At 65.8% G+C, this 26,695-nt stretch carries 27 protein-coding genes; 17 read left to right on the top strand and 10 right to left on the bottom strand.

What is annotated here, in order from left to right:
- Positions 1 to 44: 44 nt before the first annotated feature.
- The 12 genes from EDL96_RS05115 (at position 45) to EDL96_RS05060 (ending at position 14,879) form a co-directional block, all read left to right on the top strand.
- Positions 45 to 902 carry an HAD family hydrolase gene (locus EDL96_RS05115; RefSeq protein WP_158609508.1) on the top strand — a complete coding sequence of 286 codons (858 nt, stop codon included), beginning with the start codon at positions 45 to 47 and terminating at the stop codon, positions 900 to 902.
- Positions 899 to 2,104 carry a site-2 protease family protein gene (locus EDL96_RS05110; RefSeq protein WP_123824730.1) on the top strand — a complete coding sequence of 402 codons (1,206 nt, stop codon included), beginning with the start codon at positions 899 to 901 and terminating at the stop codon, positions 2,102 to 2,104. Before EDL96_RS05115 ends, EDL96_RS05110 begins: the two co-directional genes overlap by 4 nt.
- A 127-nt stretch (positions 2,105 to 2,231) precedes the next feature.
- The gene (locus EDL96_RS05105) at positions 2,232 to 3,284 is read left to right on the top strand and encodes a tRNA (adenine-N1)-methyltransferase (protein WP_123824729.1); all 1,053 of its coding nucleotides are present in this window, start codon (positions 2,232 to 2,234) and stop codon (positions 3,282 to 3,284) included.
- A gap of 192 nt (positions 3,285 to 3,476) precedes the next feature.
- Positions 3,477 to 5,174 carry an FKBP-type peptidyl-prolyl cis-trans isomerase gene (locus EDL96_RS05100; RefSeq protein WP_123824728.1) on the top strand — a complete coding sequence of 566 codons (1,698 nt, stop codon included), beginning with the start codon at positions 3,477 to 3,479 and terminating at the stop codon, positions 5,172 to 5,174.
- Between the two features lie 93 nt (positions 5,175 to 5,267).
- Positions 5,268 to 5,663, top strand: a complete 396-nt coding sequence (locus EDL96_RS05095) for an FKBP-type peptidyl-prolyl cis-trans isomerase (RefSeq protein WP_123824727.1) — start codon at positions 5,268 to 5,270, stop codon at positions 5,661 to 5,663.
- A gap of 30 nt (positions 5,664 to 5,693) precedes the next feature.
- A complete protein-coding gene (locus tag EDL96_RS05090) occupies positions 5,694 to 7,952 on the top strand; it encodes a WYL domain-containing transcriptional regulator (protein ID WP_233568699.1) in 2,259 nt (752 codons plus the stop codon).
- Between the two features lie 5 nt (positions 7,953 to 7,957).
- The gene (locus EDL96_RS05085; RefSeq protein WP_123824726.1) at positions 7,958 to 8,299 is read left to right on the top strand and encodes a hypothetical protein; all 342 of its coding nucleotides are present in this window, start codon (positions 7,958 to 7,960) and stop codon (positions 8,297 to 8,299) included.
- A gap of 16 nt (positions 8,300 to 8,315) precedes the next feature.
- On the top strand, positions 8,316 to 8,618 hold the full coding sequence (gene tatA / locus EDL96_RS05080) for a Sec-independent protein translocase subunit TatA (protein WP_123824725.1): 303 nt from the start codon (positions 8,316 to 8,318) through the stop codon (positions 8,616 to 8,618).
- Between the two features lie 81 nt (positions 8,619 to 8,699).
- Positions 8,700 to 9,617, top strand: a complete 918-nt coding sequence (tatC, locus tag EDL96_RS05075) for a twin-arginine translocase subunit TatC (RefSeq protein ID WP_325049532.1) — start codon at positions 8,700 to 8,702, stop codon at positions 9,615 to 9,617.
- A gap of 43 nt (positions 9,618 to 9,660) precedes the next feature.
- Positions 9,661 to 12,624: a DEAD/DEAH box helicase gene (locus EDL96_RS05070; RefSeq protein WP_123824724.1), complete on the top strand. Its 2,964-nt coding sequence runs from the start codon at positions 9,661 to 9,663 to the stop codon at positions 12,622 to 12,624.
- Positions 12,625 to 12,737: 113 nt separating this feature from the next.
- Complete coding sequence (locus EDL96_RS05065) at positions 12,738 to 13,889, top strand: amidohydrolase family protein (protein WP_123824723.1); 1,152 nt, start codon at positions 12,738 to 12,740, stop codon at positions 13,887 to 13,889.
- A 243-nt stretch (positions 13,890 to 14,132) separates the two neighbouring features.
- A complete protein-coding gene (locus tag EDL96_RS05060) occupies positions 14,133 to 14,879 on the top strand; it encodes a polyprenol monophosphomannose synthase (protein WP_123824722.1) in 747 nt (248 codons plus the stop codon).
- Between the two features lie 88 nt (positions 14,880 to 14,967).
- Here the strand turns inward: EDL96_RS05060 and EDL96_RS05055 are convergent, their stop codons facing one another.
- From EDL96_RS05055 to EDL96_RS05045, 3 genes are all read right to left on the bottom strand, one after another.
- Positions 14,968 to 15,303: an RNA polymerase-binding protein RbpA gene (locus EDL96_RS05055; protein WP_123824721.1), complete on the bottom strand. Its 336-nt coding sequence runs from the start codon at positions 15,301 to 15,303 to the stop codon at positions 14,968 to 14,970.
- Positions 15,304 to 15,472: 169 nt separating this feature from the next.
- A complete protein-coding gene (locus EDL96_RS05050; RefSeq protein WP_123824720.1) occupies positions 15,473 to 16,672 on the bottom strand; it encodes an SPFH domain-containing protein in 1,200 nt (399 codons plus the stop codon).
- Between the two features lie 94 nt (positions 16,673 to 16,766).
- Positions 16,767 to 17,249, bottom strand: a complete 483-nt coding sequence (locus tag EDL96_RS05045) for an NfeD family protein (protein ID WP_123824719.1) — start codon at positions 17,247 to 17,249, stop codon at positions 16,767 to 16,769.
- Positions 17,250 to 17,485: 236 nt separating this feature from the next.
- On the opposite strand from EDL96_RS05045, the gene EDL96_RS05040 reads away from it, so the two are divergent.
- Positions 17,486 to 17,911: a hypothetical protein gene (locus EDL96_RS05040; protein ID WP_123824718.1), complete on the top strand. Its 426-nt coding sequence runs from the start codon at positions 17,486 to 17,488 to the stop codon at positions 17,909 to 17,911.
- Here the strand turns inward: EDL96_RS05040 and EDL96_RS05035 are convergent.
- A complete protein-coding gene (locus EDL96_RS05035) occupies positions 17,877 to 18,101 on the bottom strand; it encodes a hypothetical protein (RefSeq protein ID WP_123824717.1) in 225 nt (74 codons plus the stop codon). The genes EDL96_RS05040 and EDL96_RS05035 overlap by 35 nt on opposite strands.
- Positions 18,102 to 18,257: 156 nt before the next feature.
- Between EDL96_RS05035 and EDL96_RS05030 the strand changes: the two genes are divergently transcribed.
- Positions 18,258 to 19,427 (top strand): tartrate dehydrogenase, encoded by a 1,170-nt coding sequence (locus tag EDL96_RS05030; RefSeq protein ID WP_325049531.1) that lies wholly within the window; start codon positions 18,258 to 18,260, stop codon positions 19,425 to 19,427.
- Here EDL96_RS05030 and EDL96_RS05025 read toward each other — a convergent pair.
- Entirely contained in the window at positions 19,408 to 19,917 is a 510-nt protein-coding gene (locus tag EDL96_RS05025) for a GNAT family N-acetyltransferase (protein ID WP_123824716.1), read from the bottom strand. The genes EDL96_RS05030 and EDL96_RS05025 overlap by 20 nt on opposite strands.
- 310 nt (positions 19,918 to 20,227) lie before the next feature.
- Here EDL96_RS05025 and EDL96_RS05015 point away from each other — a divergent pair, with 310 nt between their 5' ends.
- Positions 20,228 to 20,722: a DUF1440 domain-containing protein gene (locus EDL96_RS05015; protein ID WP_123824715.1), complete on the top strand. Its 495-nt coding sequence runs from the start codon at positions 20,228 to 20,230 to the stop codon at positions 20,720 to 20,722.
- Between the two features lie 49 nt (positions 20,723 to 20,771).
- On the opposite strand, the gene EDL96_RS05010 is transcribed toward EDL96_RS05015, so the two are convergent.
- From EDL96_RS05010 to EDL96_RS04990, 5 genes are all read right to left on the bottom strand, one after another.
- Positions 20,772 to 21,617: a sigma-70 family RNA polymerase sigma factor gene (locus EDL96_RS05010; RefSeq protein ID WP_123824714.1), complete on the bottom strand. Its 846-nt coding sequence runs from the start codon at positions 21,615 to 21,617 to the stop codon at positions 20,772 to 20,774.
- Complete coding sequence (locus EDL96_RS05005) at positions 21,614 to 22,042, bottom strand: carboxymuconolactone decarboxylase family protein (RefSeq protein ID WP_123824713.1); 429 nt, start codon at positions 22,040 to 22,042, stop codon at positions 21,614 to 21,616. The genes EDL96_RS05010 and EDL96_RS05005 overlap by 4 nt, the downstream gene beginning before the upstream one ends.
- Positions 22,043 to 22,145: 103 nt before the next feature.
- A complete protein-coding gene (locus tag EDL96_RS05000) occupies positions 22,146 to 22,670 on the bottom strand; it encodes an O-acetyl-ADP-ribose deacetylase (protein WP_123824712.1) in 525 nt (174 codons plus the stop codon).
- Positions 22,671 to 22,713: 43 nt separating this feature from the next.
- Positions 22,714 to 23,520: an alpha/beta fold hydrolase gene (locus EDL96_RS04995; protein ID WP_123824711.1), complete on the bottom strand. Its 807-nt coding sequence runs from the start codon at positions 23,518 to 23,520 to the stop codon at positions 22,714 to 22,716.
- Positions 23,521 to 23,536: 16 nt separating this feature from the next.
- Complete coding sequence (locus EDL96_RS04990; RefSeq protein ID WP_233568698.1) at positions 23,537 to 24,886, bottom strand: DUF3500 domain-containing protein; 1,350 nt, start codon at positions 24,884 to 24,886, stop codon at positions 23,537 to 23,539.
- Between the two features lie 91 nt (positions 24,887 to 24,977).
- Between EDL96_RS04990 and EDL96_RS04985 the strand changes: the two genes are divergently transcribed.
- Together EDL96_RS04985 and EDL96_RS04980 are read left to right on the top strand one after the other, a co-directional pair.
- Positions 24,978 to 25,352 carry an MmcQ/YjbR family DNA-binding protein gene (locus EDL96_RS04985; protein WP_123824710.1) on the top strand — a complete coding sequence of 125 codons (375 nt, stop codon included), beginning with the start codon at positions 24,978 to 24,980 and terminating at the stop codon, positions 25,350 to 25,352.
- A gap of 359 nt (positions 25,353 to 25,711) precedes the next feature.
- Positions 25,712 to 26,548 (top strand): M57 family metalloprotease, encoded by an 837-nt coding sequence (locus tag EDL96_RS04980; protein ID WP_233568697.1) that lies wholly within the window; start codon positions 25,712 to 25,714, stop codon positions 26,546 to 26,548.
- Positions 26,549 to 26,695 lie beyond the last annotated feature (147 nt).

The following is a 26,695-nucleotide window of genomic DNA, read 5'->3' as shown; positions in this document are numbered from 1 at the left end:
GGAGCACTGCCCGGGGCCGGGTCCGCACGGATAGGATCCCTGCCATGGCTACCTCCGGCCCCGAGCAGGGCACCCCCGGACCCACCGCTTCCTCGGTCGAGATCGGTTCCTCCGTCGGCACATCCTTGCCCGACGCCCTGCTGTGCGACATGGACGGGACCCTGGTGGACACCGAAGGACACTGGTTCACGGCGGAGGCTGCGCTCATGGCGGACCACGGGGTGCCGTGGTCCACGGAGGACTCCATGCACATGCTGGGCTTCGCCCTGCCGGAAACGGCCGCCTACATGCGCGGCAAGGGTTTGCAGCTCACCGCGGAGCAGATCGGCGCGGAGCTCGAATCCCGCGTCCTGGAGGCCATTGCAGCCGACCTCCCGGTACGGCCCGGTGCCCTGGAGCTGTTGGTCGAAGCCCGGTCCGCAGGAGTTCCGCTGGCTCTGGTCACCAACAGCAGCTCCGCGCTGGCCGGTGCCGTGAGCACGCGGCTGACCGCACTGGCCCAGGGCCACGGCATTTCGGAACCGTTGTTCGACGTGACCGTCACGGGCGACCTGGGACTGCCTGCAAAGCCGGATCCGGCCCCCTACGTCTTCGCAGCTCGGCGGCTGGCGGCCCTGTACTCCGAAAAGGGACGGCCGGGAGCCACCGTCCACAACATGATCGCGATCGAGGACTCCCTGACCGGATTGCGGTCGGCCCGGGCCGCCGGCGCCGTCGTGGTGGGGGTGCCCAACATGGCGCCCCTGTCGCCCGAAGCGGTGTCGGTCGCGCACGTCACTCCGGAATCGCTGGCCGGTGTCACGCTGTCCACCCTGAGCCGGTGGATCGGGGAGGTCCGGCACACCGACGCTCACCCGAAACCATCGGATCAGCTCGGTGACGATGGAGCACGGCACCGGTGACCCCTGCGGGCCCCCTACCCCGGGAGGACGATCCAGCCGCCCCCCGGACGGGTTCTCTGCGCCTCGGGCGCCTGGGCGGCTTCCCGGTCTTCCTGGACCGTTCCTGGTTCTTGATCGTGATCGTCGTGGTGCTCCTCTACACACCGGTCCTGCGACGCACCGTGCCGCAGATCGGTGCCTGGGCCTACGTGCTTGCCGGCGTCTTCTGCTTGCTGCTGGCGGTATCGGTCCTTCTGCACGAACTTGCCCACGCCTGGGCCGCGCGTGCCTTCGGTTGGCTGGTCTCCCACATTGTCCTGTCCCTGATGGGCGGCCACACGAGTTTCGGCACCACGCAGCAGTCCTGGGGCGCCTCCTTCGTGGTGTCGGTCCTGGGCCCGGTGGCCAACCTGGTGATCGGCTTCGGCGGATGGCTGGCACTTGGCCTGCTGCCCATGCAGGGCCTCTCAACCGTCGCCGAGGTCGGGATCGTCCTGATCGAGATGACCTCGTGGGCCAACCTGTTCGTCGGTGTGTTCAACCTGATCCCGGGCCTGCCCCTGGACGGTGGACGCGCCCTGGAGGCAGTGGCCTGGGGCCTCACGGGACGTCAACACGTGGGCACCACCGTCGCGGCCTGGGCCGGAAGGCTCATCGCGCTGGCGATTGTTGTCGCCGTGGCACTCACGGGCCTGTGGCAGTCGCTGCCCGTCGTCGTGCTCGCCGTGATGCTTGCGTGGATGCTGTTCTCCGGCGCTTCGGCTGGGCTGCGCCGGTCCCGCGCCGCCCAGGCCATGGAGGGGGTCCGGGCTGGCCAGCTCATGGAACCCGCCATCGCGGTGCCGGGCACGACGTCACTTGACAAGGTGGAGGCATTGCTGCGCGAATCCTTCGACAACCGTGCGGGGACCGCTGTGCCGCTGGGCCCGGTCGCCGTCGTTGCCCTGGACCATGCGGGCCTGCCCACGGGCGTTGCGACACCGGCGCAGGTCACGAGTGTGCCCCCCGCCGAACGCGCCGGAGCCGTCCTGTCCACGATCACGGATCCGCTACCGCGCTCGGCCTCGATCCGGCCGGGGCTCTCGGGGATCCACCTCCTGGAGGTCACGGCGGGAGCTCACCTGAGCACTTTCGTGGTCGTGGACGACGACGGGACGCCCCTGGGTGTGTTGAGGGCGGCGCGTCTGAACGATGTCCTGCGGGGTGCGGGACTCATCCCCTGAACCGGGCCGCGCGTGGTGAGGGCACCGATTCGTTCCCGTGCGGTGTCACAATGGTCTGCGTTCCGGCCCGGTGAGCGATGCGTTCTCCGCGCGCCGAGAATCCGGACCATTCGTGGAAAGCGAGCACATGACCCAACCCCAACCCTCACCGAACTCGACCACCCCGGCGGGCCCCACGGGTGCCGTCAACCGCCGCGGTGCCATGCGGGAAGGGGAGCGGATCCAGCTCACGGACGAGAAGGGCCGCCTCACCACGATCACGCTCACCGCCGGGGCCGAGTATCAGACCCACAAGGGAGTCCTCCCGCACGAGCTGTTGATCGGGCAGCCCGAGGGAACGGTGGTGCAGAACTCGGTGGGGATCCAGTACCTGGCACTGCGACCGCTCATGAAGGATTTCGTCCTGTCCATGCCACGGGGGGCTGCGGTCGTCTATCCCAAGGACGCCGGGCAGATCGTGACCATGGGGGACATCTTCCCGGGTGCACGCGTGGTCGAAGCCGGCGTCGGCTCGGGGGCCCTCACGATCGCCCTGTTGCGGGCCGTGGGCGACGGGGGCCACGTGCATTCCTTCGAACGACGCGACGAGTTCGCGGAGGTGGCCGCCGGGAACATCGCAACCATGTTCGGCGGTGAGCACCCCGCGTGGCAGTTGTCGATCGGTGATCTGGCGGAGGAACTGGGCCGCACCGAACAGCCCGGGACGGTGGACCGGGTGGTGCTGGACATGCTGGCCCCCTGGGAATGCCTGGATGCGGTGGCCGAAGCGCTCGCACCCGGCGGCGTGGTGATCTGCTACGTCGCGACCGTGACGCAGCTTTCCCGCACGGCCGAGGCCATGCGGGCCGACGGCCGCTACACCGAGCCCGACGCACACGAAACCATGGTCCGTGGCTGGCATGTGGAGGGGCTGGCCGTGCGCCCGGACCACCGCATGGTCGCGCACACGGGCTTCCTGATCACCGCCCGTCGGTTGGCAGACGGATCGCCCCGTCTGGCCCCCAAGCGACGCGCCTCGAAGTCCGATTACACGGAAGAGGACCTGCAGGCCTGGACCCCGGTGGCACTCGGGGAGCGCGAGGTGACCGCCAAGAAGGCGCGCCGTGCGAGCCGGGACGCCCAGCACCTTGCCGAACGCTCCGCCGTCGCCGACGCCGAGGCCCGCCGCAACGACAACTGACCACGGGTGGGCTTGCCGGTGGCTCGGAGCCACCTGGGAGCTCGCCCAATGATCGGCGGGGTCCGCGGTGCGCTTCAGCCAGCACCCAGGGCACGAGGCTACCCTTGCCACTGACACCCGCCGGTTGCTGCCCATCAGCCGCAGCGACCATCCATCGCAACCCCGCGCCGTTGGGCGCAACTGGAGGACCACGTGCGTAAGGCATTGCTGAGGACCGGCACCGCCATCGGAGCAGCCGTTCTGCTCACGGCCTGTACGAGCGGCGGATTCAACTCGGTCGAGCTCAGCAACGACCCCGCCGACGGCGAGGTCCCCGAAGTCACGTTCGACACGCCCGTCGAGGTGGACGAGAACCAGACGAAGGTCCTGCGCGAAGGTGACGGCGAGGAGATCGAGGACGGTTCGACCCTGCTGGTCCAGGCGGCCCTCTACCGGGGCTCCGACGGCGAAGAGCTGGGGGAGTCGTACTCCTCGGGTGCCGGTCAGGTGCTCAAGGTCAATTCCGAGATGAAGGACCAGCTGCCCGAGCTCTACGAAGCCCTGACGGGCGGTATGAAGGTCGGGGGGATCCTGGCCTACTCCTCCCCGTCGACAGCCGGCAACTCCGGGCAGGAGGGCGACGAGTCCACCTCCGTGGAGGTCTACGAGATCGTGGAGAAGATCCCCAGCGAGATCGACGGGGAGATGAAGGATTCCCCGGAGGGGCTGCCCGAGGTCACGGAGAACGACGAGGGCGTTCCCGAGATCGGTGACATGGACGAGGAGGCCCCGAAGGACCTGGTCGCGGAGAACCTCATCGACGGCGACGGTGCGGAGGTCAAGGAAGGCCAGACCGTGGTGGTCGACTACGTGGGCGCGCGGTGGGAGGACGGCAAGCCGTTCGAGTCCACGTGGGACTCCGGAACCCCCGCAGCGCTGCCCCTGGACACCTCGATCGAAGGGTGGTCCGAGGGGCTCGTGGGCAAGAAGGTCGGCTCGCGCGTGATCCTTTCCGTCCCCGCCGACAAGGCCTACGGCACGGAGGAGGAGCTGGGTGCGGACTCCGGATACCCGACCGGTGACCTCCTGTTCGTCGTCGACATCCTCGCAGCCGAAGACACGCCCGAGCCTGAGCCCCTTCCGGATCCCACTTCTTCCACGGTCAACGAGGGCGACGGGCAGGAGGTCAACGACGGCGACACCCTGCTCATGACAAGTGCCCCGGTCCAGGACGGGGAGGCGGCCGACGCCACTCCGTCCGTGGTCACCCTCGACGACTCCATGCGGGAGGAGGACTCCTTCCTCTACGACCAGCTCAGCAAGGCCCGTGTCGGCACCACCGTGGACGTCACCACAACCTCCGACGCCGGTGCCGGACAGACCACCGAGAGCACCACCCGCTACTCCGTGCGCGAGGTGATCCCGTCCGAGATCGAGGGGGAGATGCAGCCCACCCCAGAGGGCTTGCCGGCCGTGACGGAAACAGAGGACGGCACCCCGGAAATCGCCAAGCCTGAGGGGGACGCGCCCAAGGACGTGACCTCCGAATACCTGATCGAAGGTGACGGTGCCGAGGTCAAGGAAGGCCAGACGGTTGCGGTCAACTACGTCGGGGCCCGGTGGGAGGACGGCGAGGTCTTCGACTCGTCCTACGAACGCGGCCAACCGACGGCCTTCCCCCTGGACGGTGTGATCGAAGGTTGGTCCGAGGGTCTGGTCGGTAAGAAGGCCGGTTCGCGTGTGATCATCTCCGTCTCCTCCGACAAGGCGTACGGTTCCAAGGAAGAAATCGAGGAATCCGGGAATACCGGAGCACCAGAAGGCGATTTGGTCTTCGTGGTCGACATTCTGGGCGCCTCGGACACACCGGCCGCCGCCGATGCGTCCCCCAGTGCCTCGGCCACGGAATGAGCACGGCGTGGGTACCACGCCACCACCCAGCGGTGCATGAGCGCCGCAACGACGTCCCATCCGCACCACGCAGCACCACATCAGGAGGAACCCGTGTCCTTTGGACAGCGCAACCTTGACCGCACCAAGCCCGAGGTCGACTTCCCGGAAGGCGATGCCCCGACCGAACTGAAGATCGTGGACCTGATCGAAGGCAAGGGCGCCGTGGCCGAACCCGGCAAGCAGGTCTCCTGCCACTACGTGGGCGTGACCTTCTCCGGCGGTGAAGAGTTCGATTCCTCCTGGAACCGCAACCAGCCGCTGGACTTCACGGTCGGCGTGGGACAGGTCATCCAGGGCTGGGACCAGGGCCTGCTCGGCATGCGCGTCGGCGGTCGACGTCGCCTGGAGATCCCGTCGGAGATGGCCTACGGCGCACGCGGTGCGGGTGGGGTGATCGGGCCCAACGAGTCCCTGATCTTCGTCGTCGACCTGGTCGACGTGCGCTGACCCGCCTCATCGAGACCGCAGGCCCCCTAGGTGCCCGTTGACCAGCAACGACGCGCATCCGAGCGCCGTCTGAACCTGATTTTCGCCCTGCTCTACCGGGAGCGGGGTTACACCCGTGCCGAATTGCGTGCGGCCGTGCCCGACTACACCGCCATGCCGTCGGACGCCGCCTTCGAACGCGCTTTCGAACGTGACAAGCAGGAGCTGCGCGCGCTCGGTTTCCCCATCGAGGAAGTCCCGGAGGACGCGTTCTTCGAGGAGGATTCCGGATTCCGTTACCGGATCGCCAGGGGTTCCTTCGCGCTGCCCGCGTTGCGCTTCACCGCGGAGGAAACCGCGGTCCTGGCGCTGGCGGCCAATGCCTGGACGGAAACTTCCCTGGGCACCACCGCCCGGCGGGCGTTGCGGAAGCTCGAGCCCGTGTTGGAACCCGCGGCCGGGGACGACGAGGATGCTCCTCTGGTCCAGCCCACCATCAGCGTCCAGGAGCCGGCCTTCGCCCCGTTGATGGACGCCGTGCTCAAACACCGTCAGGTGCGTTTCGACTACCTGGCGGCCTCCACGGACGAACTGTCCACGCGGCGTCTGGAACCTTGGGGCGTCGGCTCCCGGTTCGGCTCTTGGTACGTGATCGGCTGGGACCTCGATCGCCAGGCCGAACGCACGTTCCGGCTCTCCCGCATCGTCTCCGACGTCCGATCCACCACCCACACGTTCGTGCCCCCCGAGAAGTTCTCCATGAACGAGCGGTTGGACGCCATGGAAGCCGCCCCGGAACTCGGTTCCATGACCGTGGACGTGGCCCCGGGCCGGGCCCAGATGCTGCGCCGCATGGCCTCCGGCGTCCTACCCGGGCGCCGCACCGCCCCGGACGGGAAGCCGTGGGATCGACTCGTCATTCCCGTGACCGAGCCGGAACGGGTGGCCGCGGAGATCGCCGCCGTCGGACCCGACGCCGTGGTCCCCGAGGACGACGACGCGCGTCCCGAGGCCCCGGTGTCGCTGCAGGCCCGGGTCCGCGGCAGTGTCCTGCGACGCCTGGAAGCGGCCGCAGCCTTCCAGCAACGGGTGGCCGGCGTGGAGGTGGACTGGACAAGGGTCTCCCGCAGGCCCCGCCGGGCCTCCAACTCGAGTGCCGAACGACTCGCCCGCATGCTCGAGATCGTCCGGTACGTCTACGCGCACCAGGGCGTGGAACTCTCGGAGGTCGCCACCCACGTGGAGGCGAGCACGGATCAGGTGGTCGAGGACCTCACCACGTTGTTCGTGTGCGGGCGCCCCGGCCACACTCCCGACCAACTCATCGAGGCCTCCTGGGACGAAGGCTCCGTGACCGTGTCCAACGCCGAGGAGATCTCCTCTCCCGTGCGGCTGACCCAGCCGGAAGCCGCGGCGCTCCTGGTGGGGTTACAGACCCTGCGTTCCTTGCCGGGCGAGCACACCCCCGCTATTGAATCCGCACTGCGGAAGGTGGCTGAAGCAGCGGGGGAGCCCGCCGCACTGGCCGATGCCGTGGGGGCCCGCCCGGATGACTCGTTCCTGGCGCTCGCCGAGGCAACGGCCCGGGCTCGTCACACCGGCGATCGCCCCGAAACGCCGGTGCAAGGCGACGCCACCGCCGAGGAGGCAACCGAGCACACGGACGCCGCCGCCGTCTCGGCAACCGTTCGCGATGCAATCGACGCCGAACAACGGCTGCGGATCAACTACATCGTCGCCTCCCGCGACGAGGTCACCGACCGTGAGATCGACCCCGTGCGGTTGGTTTCCGCCAACAACCACTGGTACGTCATGGCCTGGTGCGAACGCGCCAAGGACTTCCGGGACTTCCGCCTGGACCGGATCCGCTCCGCGGCCGTCGTCGGCCCCGCCGAGCCGCACCAGGATGTCGCAGCAGTACGCACCGACGTGGCGACCGTGACGTCGGCGGAGACAGACATCGTCTTGGTCACGGACCGCCGGGCCAGGTGGATCGCCGACCAGTACCGCGCGAGCCGCACCGCTCAGGTCCAGCTGCCCCGCGTCAACGCACTGTCCGCGGACACGGGTGCAACCGAAGAGCCGGGCCGCCGTGCCCGCCCCTCGGGGGCGGGGACACCGGTGGAGTTCGAGGCGGCCGAGATCTCCTTCACCACGGAGGAGCTTGCGTTCTCCCTGCTCACCCGCTTCGGCGGTCAGGTGGGCATCGTCCAGCCGGGCTTCCACGTGGCTCGCGGGCAACTCTGGGTGAACACTGCTCTGGCCGGATACCGGATCGGCGATGGCGCGGACACGGCGCCGCTAGACTGATGGCCATGTCCTGGTGGATGTGGGTGCTGTTGTGGACCGTCGTAGTCCTTCTCAGCGCCGCATTTCTGTCGCTGCTCGCCCTGCGCCTGTGGCGGCAGGTCTCCAGGGCACTTCACGACCTGGGCGACTTCGGTGACTCGATCAACGAACAGCTCGAAGCCGCCACGGACGGGGGAGGCGACTTGCCACCCCGGCCACGCCGTTCGGACGTGTACACGCCCTGGCCCGAAGCCCGGAGGCAGTACCGTAGTGGCAAACAAGAACGACGCACGGCCCGATCCCAACGCCGTTCGGCACGACGCCGATCGCTGGGCCAGCCGCAGAGGGTCTCTGACTTCTCTCGGTGACACCGAAAGGAACATCATGTTCGGTCGACTTTTCGACAACCCCATGGTTGTCATCATGATCCTGCTGGTCATCGTCCTGCTCTTCGGTGCGCCGAAGCTGCCGGGGATGGCGCGCAGCCTGGGTCAGTCCATGCGCATCTTCAAGTCCGAGGTCCGCGAGATGAAGGACGACGACAAGGACTCCACCGTGGTCAACGGCGAGACCGTGAACTCTGACTCCACGGGGTCCACGTCCACGAGCGCGAACTCGGCGGGCACCACCAACGCTCAGGGGACGAACTCCACGGGGGCCCCTGACACGGACGGCACGGCACGCTGACCCTTTATGCCACACTCTCGAACTCACCCGGACCGGTCCACACACCGTCCGGGTGAGTTCGCCTGACAGGACCATTCCTTGATGACTGAAAAGACCCGCACGACTCCGCCCGGCGACAACGGCGGAACGAGCGCCCAGAAGGCAGCCCGCAAGAAGCGCGGACGGCGGAACAACCCGCAGGCTCAGATGGCACTGACCGAGCATCTGCGGGAGTTCCGTAACCGACTCATCATCTCCGCCGTGGCCACGGTGATCGGGATGGTCGGGGGCTTCTTCCTGTACTTCCCGTTCATGGAGTGGCTCTCGGCACCCATCAAGGCGCTCAACGAACAGGACACCCGCGAAGCCGTCCTGAACTTCGGGGGAGTCGGCGGCCCGTTCAGCGTGATGGTGGAGGTCTCCGTCATCCTGGGACTCATCCTGGCCAGCCCGGTGTGGCTCTACCAGTTGTGGGCCTTCATCACCCCTGCACTGCACAAGAACGAGAAGCGGTACGCGTACGCCTTCGTGATTGCCGCTGTGCCGTTGTTCCTGGGCGGCTGCGCCCTGGGTATTGCCACCCTGCCGAGCGCCGTCTTCGCCCTGACCGCCTTCAACCCGGACAACACGGCCAACGTGATCGATGCCGTGCAGTACGTCCGGTTCGTCCTGCAACTTGTGCTGGCCATCGGCTTGGCCTGTGTCCTTCCGGTCCTGCTGGTGGGACTGAACATGATCGGCGTCCTGCCCGGCAAAACCCTGCTGAGGTCCTGGCGCTGGGTCGTGATCTTCGTCCTGCTCCTCGCGGCGGTCGTGGCCCCGGGCCCGGACATGATGGTGATGTTCTACATCTCTGCACCATTGATGGTCTTGTTCTTCCTTGCCGTGGGTGTCTGCCTGCTCAACGATCGTCGTCGTGCCAAGAAGCGCGCCAAGCAGGAAGCCACCTACGACCGCTCGGCCGTCAAGGCCACCAGCGAGCAGGAATTGCGCGGCATCCAGGTGGATGCCGGGGAGTGACGCCCTGGCTCGGTCTGCGGGCACCAGCGCGTAGGGTTGAGGCATGTCGTCACCCTCTGAGCGCTACTTGGCAGCCAAGCAACGCAACGCGGAGGCCAGGACGGAACGTGCCAGGTTCGCGGCCACTCTCGACTTCCAGATGGACGACTTCCAAGACCAAGGATGCCGAGCCTTGGAGTCAGGACACGGGGTTCTGGTGGCTGCACCGACCGGTGCGGGCAAGACCATCGTGGGCGAGTTCGCCGTACACCTGGCGTTGGCGCGAGGCCAGAAGGCCTTCTACACCACGCCCATCAAGGCCCTGAGCAACCAGAAGTACCACGACTTCTCCCGGCGTTTCGGCTCCGACAAGGTCGGACTCCTCACGGGCGACACCGCCGTGAATTCCGAGGCCGACGTGGTGGTGATGACCACCGAGGTGCTGCGCAACATGCTCTACGCGGGGTCCTCCACTCTGGAGAACCTCGGATTCGTGGTCATGGACGAGGTGCACTACCTGGCCGACCGGTTCCGCGGCGCGGTGTGGGAAGAAGTCATCATCCACCTCCCCGCCCACGTGCAGATGGCCTGCCTGTCGGCCACCGTGTCCAACGCCGAGGAGTTCGGTGACTGGTTGGACACCGTGCGCGGGAGCACGGAGGTGATCGTCTCCGAGCATCGTCCCGTGCCACTGTGGCAGCACGTGCAGGTGGGCACCGAACTCATGGACCTGTTCGTGGACGACTCCACGGTGGAGCACGCTGTGGACCGGCGTCGTCGTTCCCGGGACAACGGCAACGACGACGGCCCGGCGGTCAATCCGGAACTGCTCCACCTGGCGCGCAGCCAGCCCCCGGGCAGTGGCTCGCGTGGGGGGCGGTCCCGCGAGCGCTTCGCCAACGGTGGCCGGGGCCGACGCGGCGGCGGCAGGAACCGCGGTGGTCATCGCTACGAATCCCACGGGTACGAGTCCCGTGGCGGCGGTCGGTGGGGGAGCCAGGGGTCCGGGGTCGCCGGGCGGTTGGGGAACAATCATCGGATCTCGCGGCCGCAGATGATCCGCCGCCTGCAGTCCGAGGGGCTCCTACCAGCCATCACCTTCATCTTCTCCCGCGCCGGGTGCGACGACGCGGTGAAGCAGTGCCTGGCTGCGGACTTGTGGCTCACCACCGATCAGGAACGCCAAACCATCCGTGCGGTCGTGGCCGAGGCGGCCTCGGCCCTGGACGCCTCCGATCTGGACGTGCTCGGGTTCTACGAGTGGCGCAACGGGCTGGAGCACGGCATCGCCGCCCACCACGCCGGCCTGTTGCCGCTGTTCAAGGAAGTGGTCGAGCAACTGTTCGTGCAGGGCCTGGTCAAGGCCGTCTTCGCCACGGAGACCCTCGCCCTGGGTATCAACATGCCTGCCCGATCGGTGGTCCTCGAGCGGCTGGACAAGTTCAACGGTGAATCCAGGGTGGACATCACACCGGGGGAGTACACCCAGTTGACGGGACGGGCCGGTCGTCGCGGGATCGACGTGGAAGGTCACGCCGTCGTCCTGTGGCGTCCTGGGCTGGACCCTCGCATGGTGGCGGGGTTGGCCTCCAAACGGACCTACCCACTGATCTCGAGTTTCCGGCCGACCTACAACATGTCGGTCAACCTCATCGCGCGGTTCGGAGCGGATCGTTCACGGTCCATCCTGGAATCCTCCTTCGCCCAGTTCCAGGCTGACCGCTCGGTCGTGGGCCTGGCACGCAGGGTCCGCTCCAACGAGGAGGCCCTGGCCGGCTACGAACGGTCCATGACCTGCCACCTCGGCGACTTCACCGAGTACGCCCAGCTGCGCCGGGACCTGAAAGACGCGGAGAAGGCCGCGGAGAAGTCGCGTTCCGTGGCTCGCCGCAGCCAGGCGGGCCAGTCCCTGTCCGATCTGCGACCCGGGGACGTGGTGGACATCCCCCACGGACGCAACCGCGGCTACGCCGTCGTGGTGGCCACGGACCCGCGGGCCGAGGAACCCCGCCCCGTGGTGGTCACCTATGACGCCAATCTGCGTCGTCTGGGCGCCCAGGACCTCGACGGCCCGCTGACGCCCGTGTCCTTCGTCAAACTGCCGAACCGTCTGCGCACGGACGGCACGAAGGACCGCAAGTCCATCGCCGGCTGGATGCGCACGGCGCTGCAGGAAGGACGGCCGGCACGCGGCACTTCCTCCGGTGAGGGAGGGGAATCCCGTCGGCGGTCCTCCACCATCCATTTCGCCCGCGGGGATTCCGGTGCCGAGGCCCGCATCACCGACCTCCGACGGCGCCTGCGGGAGCACCCCTGCCACGGCTGCAGCGACCGGGAACACCACGCGCGATGGGCCGAGCGGTGGTCCCGGCTCCGCAAGGACACGGACGGGCTCCTCCGCCAGTTGCAGAACCGTACGAACGCGGTGGCCGTGACCTTCGACCGGATCTGCGGTGTGTTGTACGCACTCGGTTACCTGGACCGCCACGACGACGGGAGGCTGGTCCCCACGCCCGCGGGGGAGCAGCTTCGCCACATCTACGGTGACCGCGATCTGCTGCTCGCGTTGACCCTGCGTGACGGCGTCCTGGACGAACTGGACCCGGCGGCGGTCGCCGCGGCCGCAACCGTCATGGTCTACCAGGCGAAACGCGAGGACGCCGGGATCCGCCCCAAATTGCCCACTGCCGAGATCGAACGTGCCGCGAGTTCCGTGGTCGCATTGTGGTCCGAACTCACGGACCTGGAGGAGCAGCACAAGGTCAAGACCACGGCGGAGCCGGAACTGGGACTCGTGGGCCCCATGTACCGGTGGGCTCGGGGAGCTTCCCTGCACCTGACGATCGAGGATACGGAGTTGGCCGCCGGGGACTTCGTCCGCTGGGCCAAGCAGGTGATCGACCTCCTGGACCAGATCGCCTCCATCTCCTCGCTGGATCGCAATCTCCGCACGGCGTGTCAACGCGCCGTCGAACTCATCCACCGGGGCGTGGTGGTCCAGTCCGTGTTGGACGAACCCTCCGAATGACCCTGCGCATGACTCGATCGCAGGCCTGACCGTCACGGGCTTCACCACGCCGTGTGTCATGCCCCGAACTCCTGACCATCTGTCCACCCGTCCACCCGCAACGAAAGACCTTCATGAACAGCGCTGATTCCGCCGCCCGCCCTGTCCTTCTCCGCAACGGCTCCGTCTATTCGACGGCGGACCCGTTCGCTTCGGCCATGATCGTCGAAGGATCGCAGGTGGTCTGGGTGGGATCCGAACAGGCAGCGGACTCCCTGGCGGATAACCGCATGGAGGTCATCGACCTGGACGGTGACCTGGTCACCCCCGCCTTCGTGGATTCCGCGGTGACGCTCGAGGCCTCCGAGCAGGCGAGCGGTTTGGCCGGCTGGGGGATCGCGGTCGCCGTCGACGTCGCATGCGTCTCCCGCTCCGCTGCCGACCCGGCCCAGTCGAACAGCACCGATGCGAGCCCCGTCGGTACCCGCGCCGTCGACACCGGAGACCGGGAACTGACCATCCTGCGGTGGCCCACGGCCGGGCTCACCGACATCGGTGCCGGAACCGCCTCGACCGATGCCGTTCCTTCCACTGGTTCAGTGGGGTGGCGCGCCGTGACAGGGGATGCTTCCGAAGCCGACCTCGAAGGGTTCCTGACCGCCTGCATCACCGACTCACTCCGTCCAGCACTCGTGGTGGACCGTCCGGGCACGGGACCGGTCCTCCGGACGGCCTTGGAAGCGGCTCGGGAGAAGCTCGGCGTGCACGCCGTCAACGCCTCGGGGTTGCGTCTGGAGTTCGCAAAGGAACTCACGGCCGCCGAGATCCAGGCGGTGCTCGATGCTTTGGACGGGTTCGGTTTCTCGGTGTGCATGGACCCCGCGACCACGCCGCTTGCCGCCGAGTACTACCGCCGAGGGATTCCCGTGGCATTGGGCGGCGGTCACACTCCACTGGACCCGTGGGATGCCGTGAAGTCTCTGGTGAATCACCCGGAGCCCGAACAGAGGATCTCCGCCAGGGCGGCCTTCACGGCAGCCACCCGTGGAGCATGGCGCGCGCTGGGGCAGGGTGGCCCCCTGGCCGGCCAATTGGTTCCCGGGGCACCGGCGACCTACTCGCGGTGGCAGGTCGAGGCGCTCATGGTGCAGGCCGCCAGTGGCACCGGTGCCTCGTGGAGCACCGACCCAAGGGCTCGCACACCACTGCTGCCCGCCCTGGAGGACGAGTCCCTGCCCGTGTGCATGAGCACCGTGGCCGAAGGTCGCGAACTGTACGCCCGCTGAACACCCGGCCTGTCGTCACCGGAGGCCGTGCCAACTCGTGGCAAAGTGACCTCTAGTTATTTGTCTGCCTCGGGCCCGTCGATAAACTGGCAGCCTGCTGCCGGCCGGGCCGGGCGCCCCTGGAAAACTGTCCAGAGCCGTTTCGTGCGGATCTGGGCCGGGCCGAAGGCACCCGGTTCGTCCAGTGGTATCGGAAGCCTGCCCTGATCCTCCCGAGTCTGTCGGTGAAAGGAAGCAAACCGCGTGCGGTCCCTCATCATCATTCCCACCTACAACGAGCGTGAGTCCCTGCCGACTGTCATGGACCGCCTCCGTCGTTCCGTACCCCAGGGCGACGTCCTGGTGGTCGACGACAACAGCCCCGACGGTACGGGGGACCTGGCCGATGCCATGGCCGCAGCCGATCCGCAGATCCACGTCCTGCACCGCAAGGAGAAGAACGGCCTGGGCCAGGCGTACATCGCCGGATTCAAGTGGGGCATGGACAACGACTACGAGATCCTGGTCGAGATGGATGCTGACTGCTCGCACCAGCCCGAGGAACTGCCCAAGCTGCTGCAGGCCGTGGAAGACGGTGCGGACCTGGCCATCGGTTCCCGCTACGTCCCCGGCGGCTCCACCGTGAACTGGCCGTGGTACCGGCAGTTCATCTCACGCGGCGGCGGCATCTACGCACGCTTCTTCCTGGGTTCCAACATCCAGGACATCACCGCGGGCTACCGTGCGTTCCGCGCGTCGACCCTCAAGGCCATCGACCTGGATTCCGTGACCTCCCGCGGCTACTGCTTCCAGATCGACCTGGGCTGGCGGACCGAGCTGGCCGGGCTCAAGGTCGTGGAGGTTCCCATCACGTTCGTCGAACGCGCTGAAGGCGTGTCCAAGATGAGCGGCGACATCACCAAGGAAGCCGTGATCAACGTGGCCAAGTGGGGGACCACCGCCCGCGCCCGCGTGCTCCGGGACAAGTTCAACGCTCTCGTGGGTCGCTGAGACACAGCACCCACAACCGGCCACGACGACGGGGCCCGGACCACCAAGTGGTGGTCCGGGCCCCGTCGTAGTAGCCGATCTCGCACGCTCAGATGGCGTGCTGCTCCCGGTAGAACTGCAGGCGCTGTTCCAGGATCTCTTCCAGTTCCTCCGTGCTGCGCCGTTCCATCAACATGTCCCAGTGGGTGCGCTGGTGCTTCTCGTTCGGGTTCTCGGGCTTCTCGCCGTTGACGATCACCGCTTCCTTGCCCGACTTGGAGACCCAGACCGAAGGGATCTCGGCCTCGGAAGCGAAAGTCACGAAGACCTGCTCGCCGTCCTGGGTGCGGTATTCGACGCGCTGCCGCGGAGCCGGCTCGACACCGGCCTCGGACTCCATGGACTGTGAGCCCAGACGCATACCTCGCAGGCTGCGGTCACTCATCAGGTGCAACTCCTGTCAGTGGAAGACACATACGAAACTTCTTCGGCGGGCCATCCTACCGGGTGCCTGAACGCACCCACCCCACCGTCCTGGCTCAACGGATCGGTGTTCCCGTTTGTTCCCGGCCCGGTCCCGCCCATGGCTGGACGGGACCGCTGGGAACGGTCGGTCACCGCTGGCCTGCCGACCCGTCGTTGTGCTGGCCAGGGACAATGCCGTAGGACTGTTGGTGCTCGTCCGTGAACGGCGATTGCCGCTGCGCACCCGAATCGGTGCCCGGCAGAGGCGCGTCCAGATCGACCGGGGCGTTCGGGTCGATCGTCTCCGGTTCGGGAACCGTGAAGGCGTCCGGGTCCCTGAGTGCGGTGGAGGGCTTGAGGTCCTCGTCGGTGACCTTCACGGTCTCCGACCTCACGATGCCGCCCTCGGCCTTGGCGGCCGCGCGAGCTTCGTCCTCGGCCTGGTCCTCTTCCGCCATGACGTCGCCCCAGTCGCGCCCCTGGTCCGGCTTGCCCAGGAACTCTCCGACGCCGCGCAAGGCATCGCCCAGTTCCGCGGGAATCATCCAGACCTTGTTGGCCGAGCCCTCGGCCACCTTCGGCAGCGTCTGGATGTACTGGTACGCCAGCAGCTTCTGGGTGGGCTTGGCCCGGTGGATCGAATCGAAGACCTTCTGAATGGCCTGTGCTTCACCGTCGGCGCGGAGGATCGCGGCCTTCGCGTCACCTTCTGCGGAGAGCACAGCGGCCTGCCGCTCACCCTCGGCCGTGAGGATCTGGGACTGCTTCTGGCCTTCAGCGGTGAGAATGGCGGCGCGGCGATCGCGCTCGGCACGCATCTGCTTCTCCATCGAATCCTGGATCGACGGCGGGGGAGTGATCTCCTTGATGTCCACACGGGAGACCCGCAGGCCCCATCGGCCCGTGGTGTTGTCCAGGACGCCGCGCAGTTCGGCGTTGATCTTGTCGCGGGAGGTCAGCGTCTCTTCAAGGTTCAGACCACCGACGACGTTACGCAGGGTGGCCGATGTCAGTTCGTCCACCGCGTGGATGTAGTTGGTGATCTCGTAGGTCGCCGCACGCGGGTCGGTCACCTGGAAGTAGACGACCGTGTCGATCCCGACCACCAGGTTGTCCTCCGTGATGACCGACTGGGACGGGAAGGAGACCACCTGTTCGCGAAGGTCGATCAACGGCAAGAGCCGGTCGATGAACGGCACCAGGACGTGTAGCCCGGGGTTCAAGGTGGCTTGGTACTTGCCCAATCGTTCGACGATCCCGGCACGCGCCTGGGGGATGATGCGCACCGCTTTGAGCAGTGTCACCACCGCCAGGATCACCAGTACCAGGAGCAAGATCGTGATGACCATGGTCCGTCCTCATTTCGTCGGGTAGTTCACTTCGGTTCGGTCGGTCGTACGGGTCTCACCCGGCGCCCGGGTCTCGCCCCACAGGACTCGTCGGTCAGTTCTGGACACCACCGGTGGGGCGCGGATTGTTGTGGGTGACCACGACGGTCGCACCCTCGACGCGCTGCACGAACACCGCCTGGTCCACCGGATAGACGGTGCCTGACACGGAGCGCGCCGTCCAAACGTCTCCGTCCAGGCGGACCAGGCCGGTCTGCTCGCTGACCTGCTCGAGCACCACGCAAGGCTGGCCGGGAAGACGGTCGGTGTTGGAGAGCGCATCTGCACCCGGTCCACGGTGGAGTCGGCGCAGCAGGCGGGGTCGGAGGGCGAACAACAGGAGTACGGCGACCACGACAAAGGTGATCACTTCCAGGACCACGTTTCCGCCTGTGACTCCGGACTGTGCAGCTGCCGCCAGCGCTCCGCCCGAGAGCATCAGGAACGTGAGGTCCAGGGTCAGCACCTCGATCACGCCCAGCAACAGCGCGATGATCAGCCACGCAGCCCATCCATTGGTCAGAACCCAGTCCAGCACGGTGTTCCCAGCCCTCCCACCTGTCCGTCACCTTGCGATGCATACGTTTGCCATTGTAATCATTCGACTGTTCGTGTCGTCACACCGGCGCGCGCATGAGATGCCAAGTTGTGACGTGGGGATGAGATCAAACCCATCGGACACCCCCTGTTCATGGCGCGTTCACTTTCCTAGAATGATGCGACGCGCCCACAACGGGGGCGCAGGCCATGACGTGACGACCCGGAGGTGATGCCGTGCGAATCCTGACAACGATCCTGGCATCCACCCTCGGAGCGGGCGCCACGGGCCTGGCCGGCGGAGTGCTGGCCCTGTCCTCGGCCCAGGCGAAACTGCCCGCCATCATGGCGTGGCACATGAAACCCGAACCGCACCTGGACGGAAAACTGGTCCTGGTGTGCACGGGGGAGTTGCCCAGCCGGGAAAACCTGAACACCGGCACACCGGATCCCACTCAGATCATGCGCGCTGCGCTGGAAGCCGAGCACGGCGTCGCCGTCGTACTCATCGACCTACGCCTGCCGGCCAACGCCTCGGAGAAGGCCCGACGACGCGCAACTCATCTGGCTGAGCACACTCCGGCAGATTTCAGTCGGCACTTCACCGAGGCAAGCTACGAGCCCCAGGTCACTCGAGACGCTCACCAGGGGAGTCGCCCGTGATCTCGCCCAAGATGTCGACGCGTGGCGGTCGCAGAATGCTGCGCGCCACGTTCCGGTAGTCATAGCGGTCCAACAGCCGAGCCGCAGTCGCCTCGTCGATGTCGTAGGCGTGAGCCAGCATTCGGACGTTCTCGGTGTAGAAGGCATGGAGTTTGTCCACGCCCTTGATGAACTCGAGCTCCTTGCTCATGACCGCGACCTTCCTGCGCCGTTCGACCTCGGAACGGCATTCCCGTGAGTGGACGGCGGTGTCGTCGCTTCGCGCGCCGACTGTCGGTTCAACCGTAGCGCTTGATGCGGGTCGAGAGAACAGCCGGTGACCCCGTAGGATCTGGGCAGACCACCGGTGCGTGAGGCAGCGCACGTCTTTCACGCACCGGATGCCCACCGGCGAAGCACATCCCCTCATCGCGCATCGCCCGCCGAGCGAGAATCGAGACAAGGCATGACCAAGACGTACGACATCGCGGTGATTCCTGGAGACGGCATCGGCAAAGAAGTCATGCCAGAGGGAGTACGAGCCCTTGAAGCGGCATCACAACTTTTCGACTTCAACCTGAACTTGGAATATTTCGATTTCGCGTGCGCCGAGTATTACCAGCAACACGGGAAAATGCTCCCGGACGACTGGTTCGAACAGCTCGAGGGATTCGACGCCCTGTTCTTCGGCGCCGTCGGACTGCCGGATGTGGTGCCCGATCATGTGTCATTGTGGGGGAGTCTGCTCCAGTTCCGGAGGCATTTCGACCAGTACGTCAACCTCCGACCCGTGAAACTCATGCCCGGGGTCGCCAGCCCGTTGGCGGGGCGTGAACCCGGCGATGTTGATTTCCTGGTGGTGCGCGAGAACACCGAAGGGGAGTACTCGTCCATCGGTGGAAAAATGTTCGAAGGCACGGAACGTGAGACGGTCATCCAGGAAACGGTCATGACCCGCACCGGCGTGGATCGGATTCTCAAGTACGCATTCAACCTGGCGCAGGACCGACCCGAGAAACACCTGACGTCGGCAACCAAGAGCAATGGCATCTCGATCACAATGCCGTATTGGGACGAACGCGTGAAAGCCATGCAATCGTCGTACCCTGAGGTTGATGTTGACAGTTATCACATCGACATTCTCACGGCGAACTTTGTGATGCACCCGGACTGGTTCGACATCGTCGTAGCCAGCAACCTGTTCGGCGACATCCTCTCGGACCTCGGCCCGGCGTGCACGGGAACCATCGGTATTGCACCGAGCGCCAACATCAACCCGGAAGGGACGTTCCCGAGCCTGTTCGAACCCGTTCACGGCTCCGCGCCGGACATTGCCGGACAGGGGATCGCCAATCCGATCGGTCAGATCTGGAGCGCAAGCCTCATGCTCGATCACCTCGGCGAACGCGATGCAGCGGCAGCCGTTCTCGAAGCGATCGAATCCACGCTTGCAACGGGGGAGTTGACCCCTGACATGGGCGGATCCGCGACGACCGACTCGCTCGGATCCGCCGTGGTCAGAGCGCTTTCTGCATGAGTGTGACGATGAACAGCCCGTCCACGTCCTGGTCTCGAACTTCCTGGAACCCGAGGTGCCGGTAGTACGATCGCAGGCGCTTGTTCTCGGCCGCGCAGTCCAGTCGTAACCACTGGGCGCCGGCTTCCCGAGCTTCATGAGACGCGAACTCCACGAGGTGCGTGCCGAGTCCGCAGCCTGCCCATGATCGATCCACCATCAGGGCATGCAGGAATACGGAATCCGCGGGATTCTCGGGCCAGAACGAAGGGTCTTGGTCCTGAATCCGGAAGGCACCGATGATCTCGCCGTCGTCGGTTTTCGCGACGCGCCACAGGTCGCTGGCGACCTGATTCCGTATGGAGTTCTCGGACAGCTGGCCGGCGGACCATTGGTTGACGCCGCGGCTCGAGAGCCAATCTTCGAGCTGGCGGCGTAGTTGATGGATGCCGCGTACGTCCCGAGCCGACGCCGCGGTCGGCGCGGGTAGATCAACACTGGAAGCGGCCATGCGGACCAGACTAGGGCCTGAACGCCTCACTCAGAAGGTCAGTGAACACTTCGCCGATAATGTACATTATGTAAAGTGGCGCAGAGAGTGCGCCCCTTCTGGTGCCCGGTGGCCGGGAATCACGCAATCCGTTCGCCGCTCTCCGACCCAGTCCCCGGTGCCACAGTCGTCGTGGGCAAACCGGCCGCGAGCCACGCGTCGACGCCACCGATCACATCAGTGGCGCGGGACAACCCCATCTGCCGAAGGTTCCAAGCAGCCAACGACGACGAATACCCGTGTCGACAACGCAACGGACCAGGAGAAGCCCATGCATCGAAGTCCCCGTCGCTCTCGTTCCTGGGCCACAACCGTATTCGTCGGGGCTGCATCCGGGGTGGCCGGTGGCTTCGCGAGGTTGGGCTGGGAGGTCCCCTTCCCGCCGCGCACGCCGGAGCGGGAAGCCACCGATCCGCCGCAGACCTTGTTGGAACAGGTCGGCTTCTCCCCCGAGTTCACTCACCACGCTGTCACGGTGGCCGGTCACGACGTTCCGGTGGTTAGTCTGGGCGCTCATTTTGCGTTCTCCGTGGGCACTGCCGTCACGTACGACCTGGTGGCCCAACGCTGGCCCAAGATCACCTTCGGCCGCGGAACGGGCTACGGGATCTTTGTGTGGGGTGCGACCCACGTCGTCTTGATGTCATTGACGCATACCGTCCCCGCCCCGTGGAAGCGTCCGATGAGCGAACACCTCTCGGAGTTCTTCGGCCACGCCTTCTGGATGTGGACCACCGACGCGGTGCGACGTCAGCTTCGGCCTTGAGGTGGCTGCGCATCAGGGTTGATCGTCGCCCCCGACTCGTCCCCGTCGGCTACAGGGCGAATTCCAGTTTGTGCGGGTTCGAATGGATCTGCATGCCCGAAATATTCTCCCCGTCATGTTCGAGCACCACGATGCGCGTACCACCCGGCCACTTCAGGCGGAAGGCCGGAGCTCCGTTGACATTTACGGGATCGGCCGAGCTCCCTGGTACTGCGGCGGAGACGCCGATCAGGAAGCGCGCCACTTTGTCCGCGCCGATCACCGGGCGACGCGCAGCCTTGGTGGCTCCGCCGGAATCGGTCCACAGCACGCACCCTTCACTCAGAAGCTCCACCGCTGCCGCCATGTCTCCCGCCGCGAGTGCAGTGACGAGTGCGGCCATGAGTCGTTCATCGCGTTCAGGAGCATGAGTCACACGCGGGAGCCGCTGTTTTGCTCGAGAGACAACCTGTCGGCAGGCCTGAAGCGACTTCCCCACACAGTCGGCAATTTCTGCGTAAGGCACATCGAAAGCCTCCCTCAGTACAACGACGGCACGGTCCTCGGGCGAAAGCTCCTCCATCAGGCGCAACAAACCAAGGTGAAGGCTCTCGCGCTGAACGGCCGACTCCTCCGGCAGGAGTTCGGTAGCGACGGGCTCAGGAAGCCACGGCCCGATGTACTCCTCCCGGAGTGCTTTGAGCCGACGCCCCTGGTCGATGGCAAGACGGGTGGTGACCGTGGTCAGCCAAGCTGGCGCATTGGCCACGTCTGTGCGGTCAGCACTTCGCAACCACACCTGTGAGACGACATCCTCGGCGTCGTGCCAGCTCCCCAGGATTCGGTACGCCAGGGACAGCAGGCGCGGGCGCTCTGCCAACCACACGTCCTCTGACATCCTCGAACGGGAGCTCATGCTTCAAGCCTGGTTGCAATCCCGATCCGGTTCCACACGTTGATCGTCGCAATCGCCAGCACCAGGTCCCCAAGCTGCGTCGAGGAGAAGAACTCCCCCGCTCTATCCCAGACGTCATCTGACACGCCGCCTTCACCCAGGCGAGTCACCGCATCGGTCAGTGCCAGTGCAGCGCGCTCACGGGGGTCGAACAGCTCCCCGGGATCATCCTGCTCCAATGCCGCCAGGCGCTCCTGCGTCTCCCCTGCCCGCCTCAGATCCTCGGAGTGCATGGCGATACAGAACTGACAACCGTTAAGCAATGACGTCCGCAACTTGATCAGTTCATTGAGTTCACTCGGCAGGCGTGTTCGGGTGTATCCCTCCAGCCCAAGCACTGCAGCCATACCGAGTTTGTGGGTCTTCCGCATGTTCAGTCGAGGCATCTTCCGAGCTCCTTCCAGCGGCGCTCCGTGCACCGTCATCCACTTGACGCAGGCCAAAGCCCAGATGTGACAGGCAAGAGGACACCGTTGCGGGATGGTGCCGTCAGCACCCCGCCAGATGTCGCCGATACGCATCCTCTGCCGCTTCGCTGAACGCCACGAACAGGACTTCACGGACCTGCTCCCCCACCTCGTCGGTCATGTCCTGCACGGTGTCGACGGCGATCCGCGTGGCGTCTTCCAGGGGCCACCCGTAGATTCCGGCCGAGATGGTCGGGAAAGCAACGGTTTGCGCGCCGAGCTCGGCGGCCACACGCAACGATTCCCGATAGCAGGACGCCAAGAGTTCGGAACGGTCATCCGTGGTTGAGTACACAGGCCCCACGGTGTGAATGACCCAGCGCGCAGACAGATCCCCCGCCGTGGTGGCCACCGCACGGCCGGTCGGCAGTCCATGGGGCCAGGCCTCCGCCCTCAACTGCTTGCACTCGGCCAGGATCGTGTCACCACCAGCCCGATGGATGGCTCCGTCCACTCCTCCTCCACCCATGAGGGTGGAGTTGGCAGCGTTGACGACGGCGTCGACGGCCACGGTCGTGATGTCACCGAGCTGTATCCGCATGTCCATGACGTCACCCTAGGCCGCGCGCCGGAGGTGACGGAACACGCTCTCAGCTGAGGAAGTGCCGCAACAGCTCCGTGAACTCCTCCGGCTTCTGGGAGTGCACCCAGTGCCCGGCGCCCTTGACTGTGATCTTGCGGACCTGCGGAAACAGCTTCTGCATGACCGGCCGGTACTCGTCCTTGACGTACTGCGATTCACCACCGGCCACCCACATGACCGGGCGGTCGTACGTCGTCGTGAATTCGGGAAAACCCCCGATGGTGTCCAGGCTGTCGTAGAGCAGTTCCAGGTTCGGTTGCCACCCGAAGCCACCGCCCGAGTACCGGAGGTTCTGCATCAGGAATCCCCTGACGGTGGGGTGAGGGATCGGGTCCTTGAGTTTCTGCTCGACCTCCGCCCGGTTCGCCACCTGGTTGAGGTCCACGGACAGGAGACTGCCCAGCAGGTGCGGGAACTCTCCCCCGCTGTTCCAGCTCTTGACCGGTGAGATGTCCACGACCATGAGCTTGAGGATCAGCTCGGGCTGCGTGAGGGCCATGGTCATGGCCACCTTGCCCCCCATGGAGTGACCCACGAGGTAGTAGGGCTGGTTGCCCAGTTCTTCGTTGATCGCCTTGGAAACGGCCGCGGCCAGGTTCGGATAATCGACCGATTCCGTCCAGGCCGAGGCACCGTGGTTGGGAAGGTCGACCAGCAGGACGGTGCATTCCTCGGAGAGTTCCTTGGCGAAGCGCGCGAAGTTCTTCCCCCGCCCCATCAAGCCGTGGAGGAAGACGAGGTTCTTCTCGCCCTCCCCCACGCGCTGGATGTGGATGCCGCTGTCGGGGGGTGTAGAACCGGTGGTCGATGCCATGACCCCCAGGCTAGCGTCAGGACTGGGAAGTGTCCGTCTCCTCCTCGGCAGTGAGCCCCGCGTAGTCGGTCTCGGAATCGCGCCACACCGAGTGGATGTGCGGGGTCGAGGTGGCCACCCCGTTCTGCATCGCCAGCTCGATCCACACGCTGGGCCCGTCGATCCGCACGTAGTCCCCCACGCTGGCGAAGTCGCTGTTGCCCGAGAAGGAGATGTAGGTGTCGTCCAACTCCGCCTCGTACCGCTGCATGTACTCGGCCGCCTGCTCCTCCGGCAGATCGTCCACGTAGGTGGCAATGGCGTCCAGGACCAGCTGCTTCTGCTCATCCGTGAGCTCCGAGACCTTGATGCCCTCGGCCTCCTCCGGGAACTGCCAGTCCGACCCCGGGCCCAGCAGGAGGTTCGACTGGTCGATCTCCGCCTCCGCCCGTTGTTCGTCGGTCAGGGAGTCCAGCAACGCCGTGAACGCGTGCGTCTCCTGGGTCAGCGGATCGTAGGTTTCGCCGTCGTAGGTGAACTCGCCGGTGGGTTCGGTACCGCGGAACGACGGCGTCGCACTGACCAGTTCCCCGTCGGTGTAGGTGTTGGAGACCGCGAGGTGGTGTCCACCGAACTGCAACTCCCAGGTGCCGGAGTCCGTGGGCTCGCCCAGGAAGGCGATGTAGTAGTTGTCCGATCCGTACTCCGTGCTGGACGCGTTCTGCTCGGCCAGGTAGTCGTCGGCAGCAAGGATCGACATGACCTCGTCATAGCCCTCGTTGTCCTCCGAGCCCATCGCGGCCTTCATCAGCTCCTCGAGGGCAGAGCGTTGCTCCTCGTTCAGCGAACCGAGGTCCAGTCCCACACGACCACTTGAGGAACTGGACGAGGAGGTGGAGGAGGACTCCGACGACGACCCGGCGCTCGCGTCCTGTTCCCCCGGCGCGCCCATGCCGCCCATCCCGTTCTGCAGGAGTTGCTGGGGGAAGTTCGACCAGTTGGACGCATTGTCGAAGCTGTAGTCCTGGTAGAGCTGTGCTCGCTGCTCGTCATCCAGCGTGTCCGCGAACGCTTCGGCCAGGGCCTGGACCTCGGCGGCGCTCCCGGTGCCACTCTGGTCACTGCTTGTGGTCGTCTCGGTTGCTGTGCTCGAAGAGGCACTTGAGCCGGTGGAGGAGGTCTCAGAAGTGGCCTCCACGGAATTCGCGGTGCTGCACGCGGTGGTGGCCAGCATGGCGGCAAGCACCAAACCGGCTGCCCCGGTCCGTAGCCGGTTCCGAAGCGTGGGCTTCGCGGTCCCGCCCGTACGATTCGAGAGTGTGGAACCTGTGTTCTGGTCCGTGGCGGAGAAGGTGATCGGGCTGGTGTTCTGCTCGTGATTCGTCATGGTTCGAGATTCGCGGGCTTTTCCATGTCGACGACATGCGGAAGCTGTGTCCTGGATGTGAACCACAGAATCGAGTCACTACCCTGGCGGCATGGACGGTCACGCCATTCAAGATCGCGCTCGACGCACTGCGCTCGAACTACCGGGCGCGGACAAGTCGTACCCTTTTGGCCCGGAGCACGAGGTCTTCAAGGTCCGGGGGAAGGTCTTCCTGATGTGTACGGATGTCACGGGCGAGCCCATCATCACCTTTAAGTGCGAACCGGAGGATTCCTTCGCACTGCGCCAGCAGTACCCGTCGATCAGCCCCGGCTACCACATGAACAAGAAGCATTGGGTCTCCGCGGCCGGCCACGAATCCGTGACCGCCCGACTGGTGGAAGAGATGGTCGAGGACGCCTACCGGTTGGTGGTGGAGAAGCTCCCGAAGGCGCTGCGCCCCCTCATCACCGACCGCTTGCGATAAAAAACCACCGTTTTGTCCCATCTGCATCCATTGTTGTTGCATGTGCATTTTACTTCGCATCTTTACGCAACTCATGACTCAACAGAGAGATCCGCGCCCTGCCGCGGACTAAGCGGAAAACTTCCCACGAACACCGCCCCCATTTCGGATCCATTGACCCGTCACCCCTTGTGACGGGTTTATTTCATCGTTGCCAAACCGTTACGGTGAAGCTGTTTCGACTAGTCAGAACGCCCTTTATCCCAACATGGCGATACCACCCCGGGACGAATCCGAACCCCTGGATCTCCCGAAGTATTGGGCCCGCCGTGCCGAAGAATATTCGGATGAATCATTCATCCGGGCGAAAGGACTCTCCCATGAAAACCCTCCACCGATTTGGCGCCGCGGTTGCAGCCGGAGCAATGGTGTTCAGCATCGCACCGGCGGCCGTCGCACAGGAAGACGACTCCGCATCCACCGGACAGAAGCCGACCTGGGAACAGTTCCAGGCTGACACCTACCGCTCCGCCGACGGTCAGTACATCGTCGACGGTGACATCCCGGTGTCCGACACCGCCTCTCTGTTCTCCTTCTACGAATCCCTCCCGTCGGGGCCCGTGGCTGAGGAATCCTCGGGAGGCACAGGTGATCTGATCGCCAACACGGACGTGTACGGCAACCAGACCCTGTGGTCGGCATCTGAGGCACAGGACCTGACCTATTGCGTCTCGGACGACTTCGGAAGCCAGAAGTCGACCGTCGTCAACGCCATGGAAGGTGGCGCCGCCATGTGGGAGGACGCCTCGTCGGGCATCGACTTCACGTACGTGTCCTCCGAGGACGGCGACTGCAACACGTCCAACAACAACGTCGTGTTCTCGGTCGAGCCCACCTCCGAGACCGGGTACATCGCCCGTGCCTTCTTCCCGGACTCCCCCAAGTCCCAGCGCAACGTGCTCGTCGCCGACCAGTTCTACTCCTCCGGGTGGCAGCAGGACGCGATCCTGGCTCACGAACTCGGACACGTGCTGGGCTTCCGCCACGAGCACACCCGTCCGGAGGCCGGAACCTGCTTCGAGGACAACAACTGGAGCCCGTTGACCCCGTACGACTCGGTGTCGATCATGCACTACCCCCAGTGCAACGGTGGATCCCAGAGCCTGAGCTTCTCTGACCTCGACCGTCAAGGCGTGCAGAGGGCCTATGGCGCCTGACGAAGGCGTCGTCGTTCGCCCCGCTGGCCCCCGGACACCAAAGCGTCCGGGGGCCAGCGGCTTTTGCGTCTACTCACCCGACCGCAATGCCCTCCAGTTTTTGAACGTCGGTCTGTGAGCACTGACCCGTGGGCGTAGCATCGCGTG

Origin of the sequence: Kocuria soli, assembly GCF_003797835.1 — a bacterium.
In the GTDB taxonomy this organism is placed as follows: Bacteria; Actinomycetota; Actinomycetes; order Actinomycetales; family Micrococcaceae; genus Kocuria; species Kocuria soli.
This window is presented reverse-complemented; position numbering and strand designations above follow the sequence as displayed.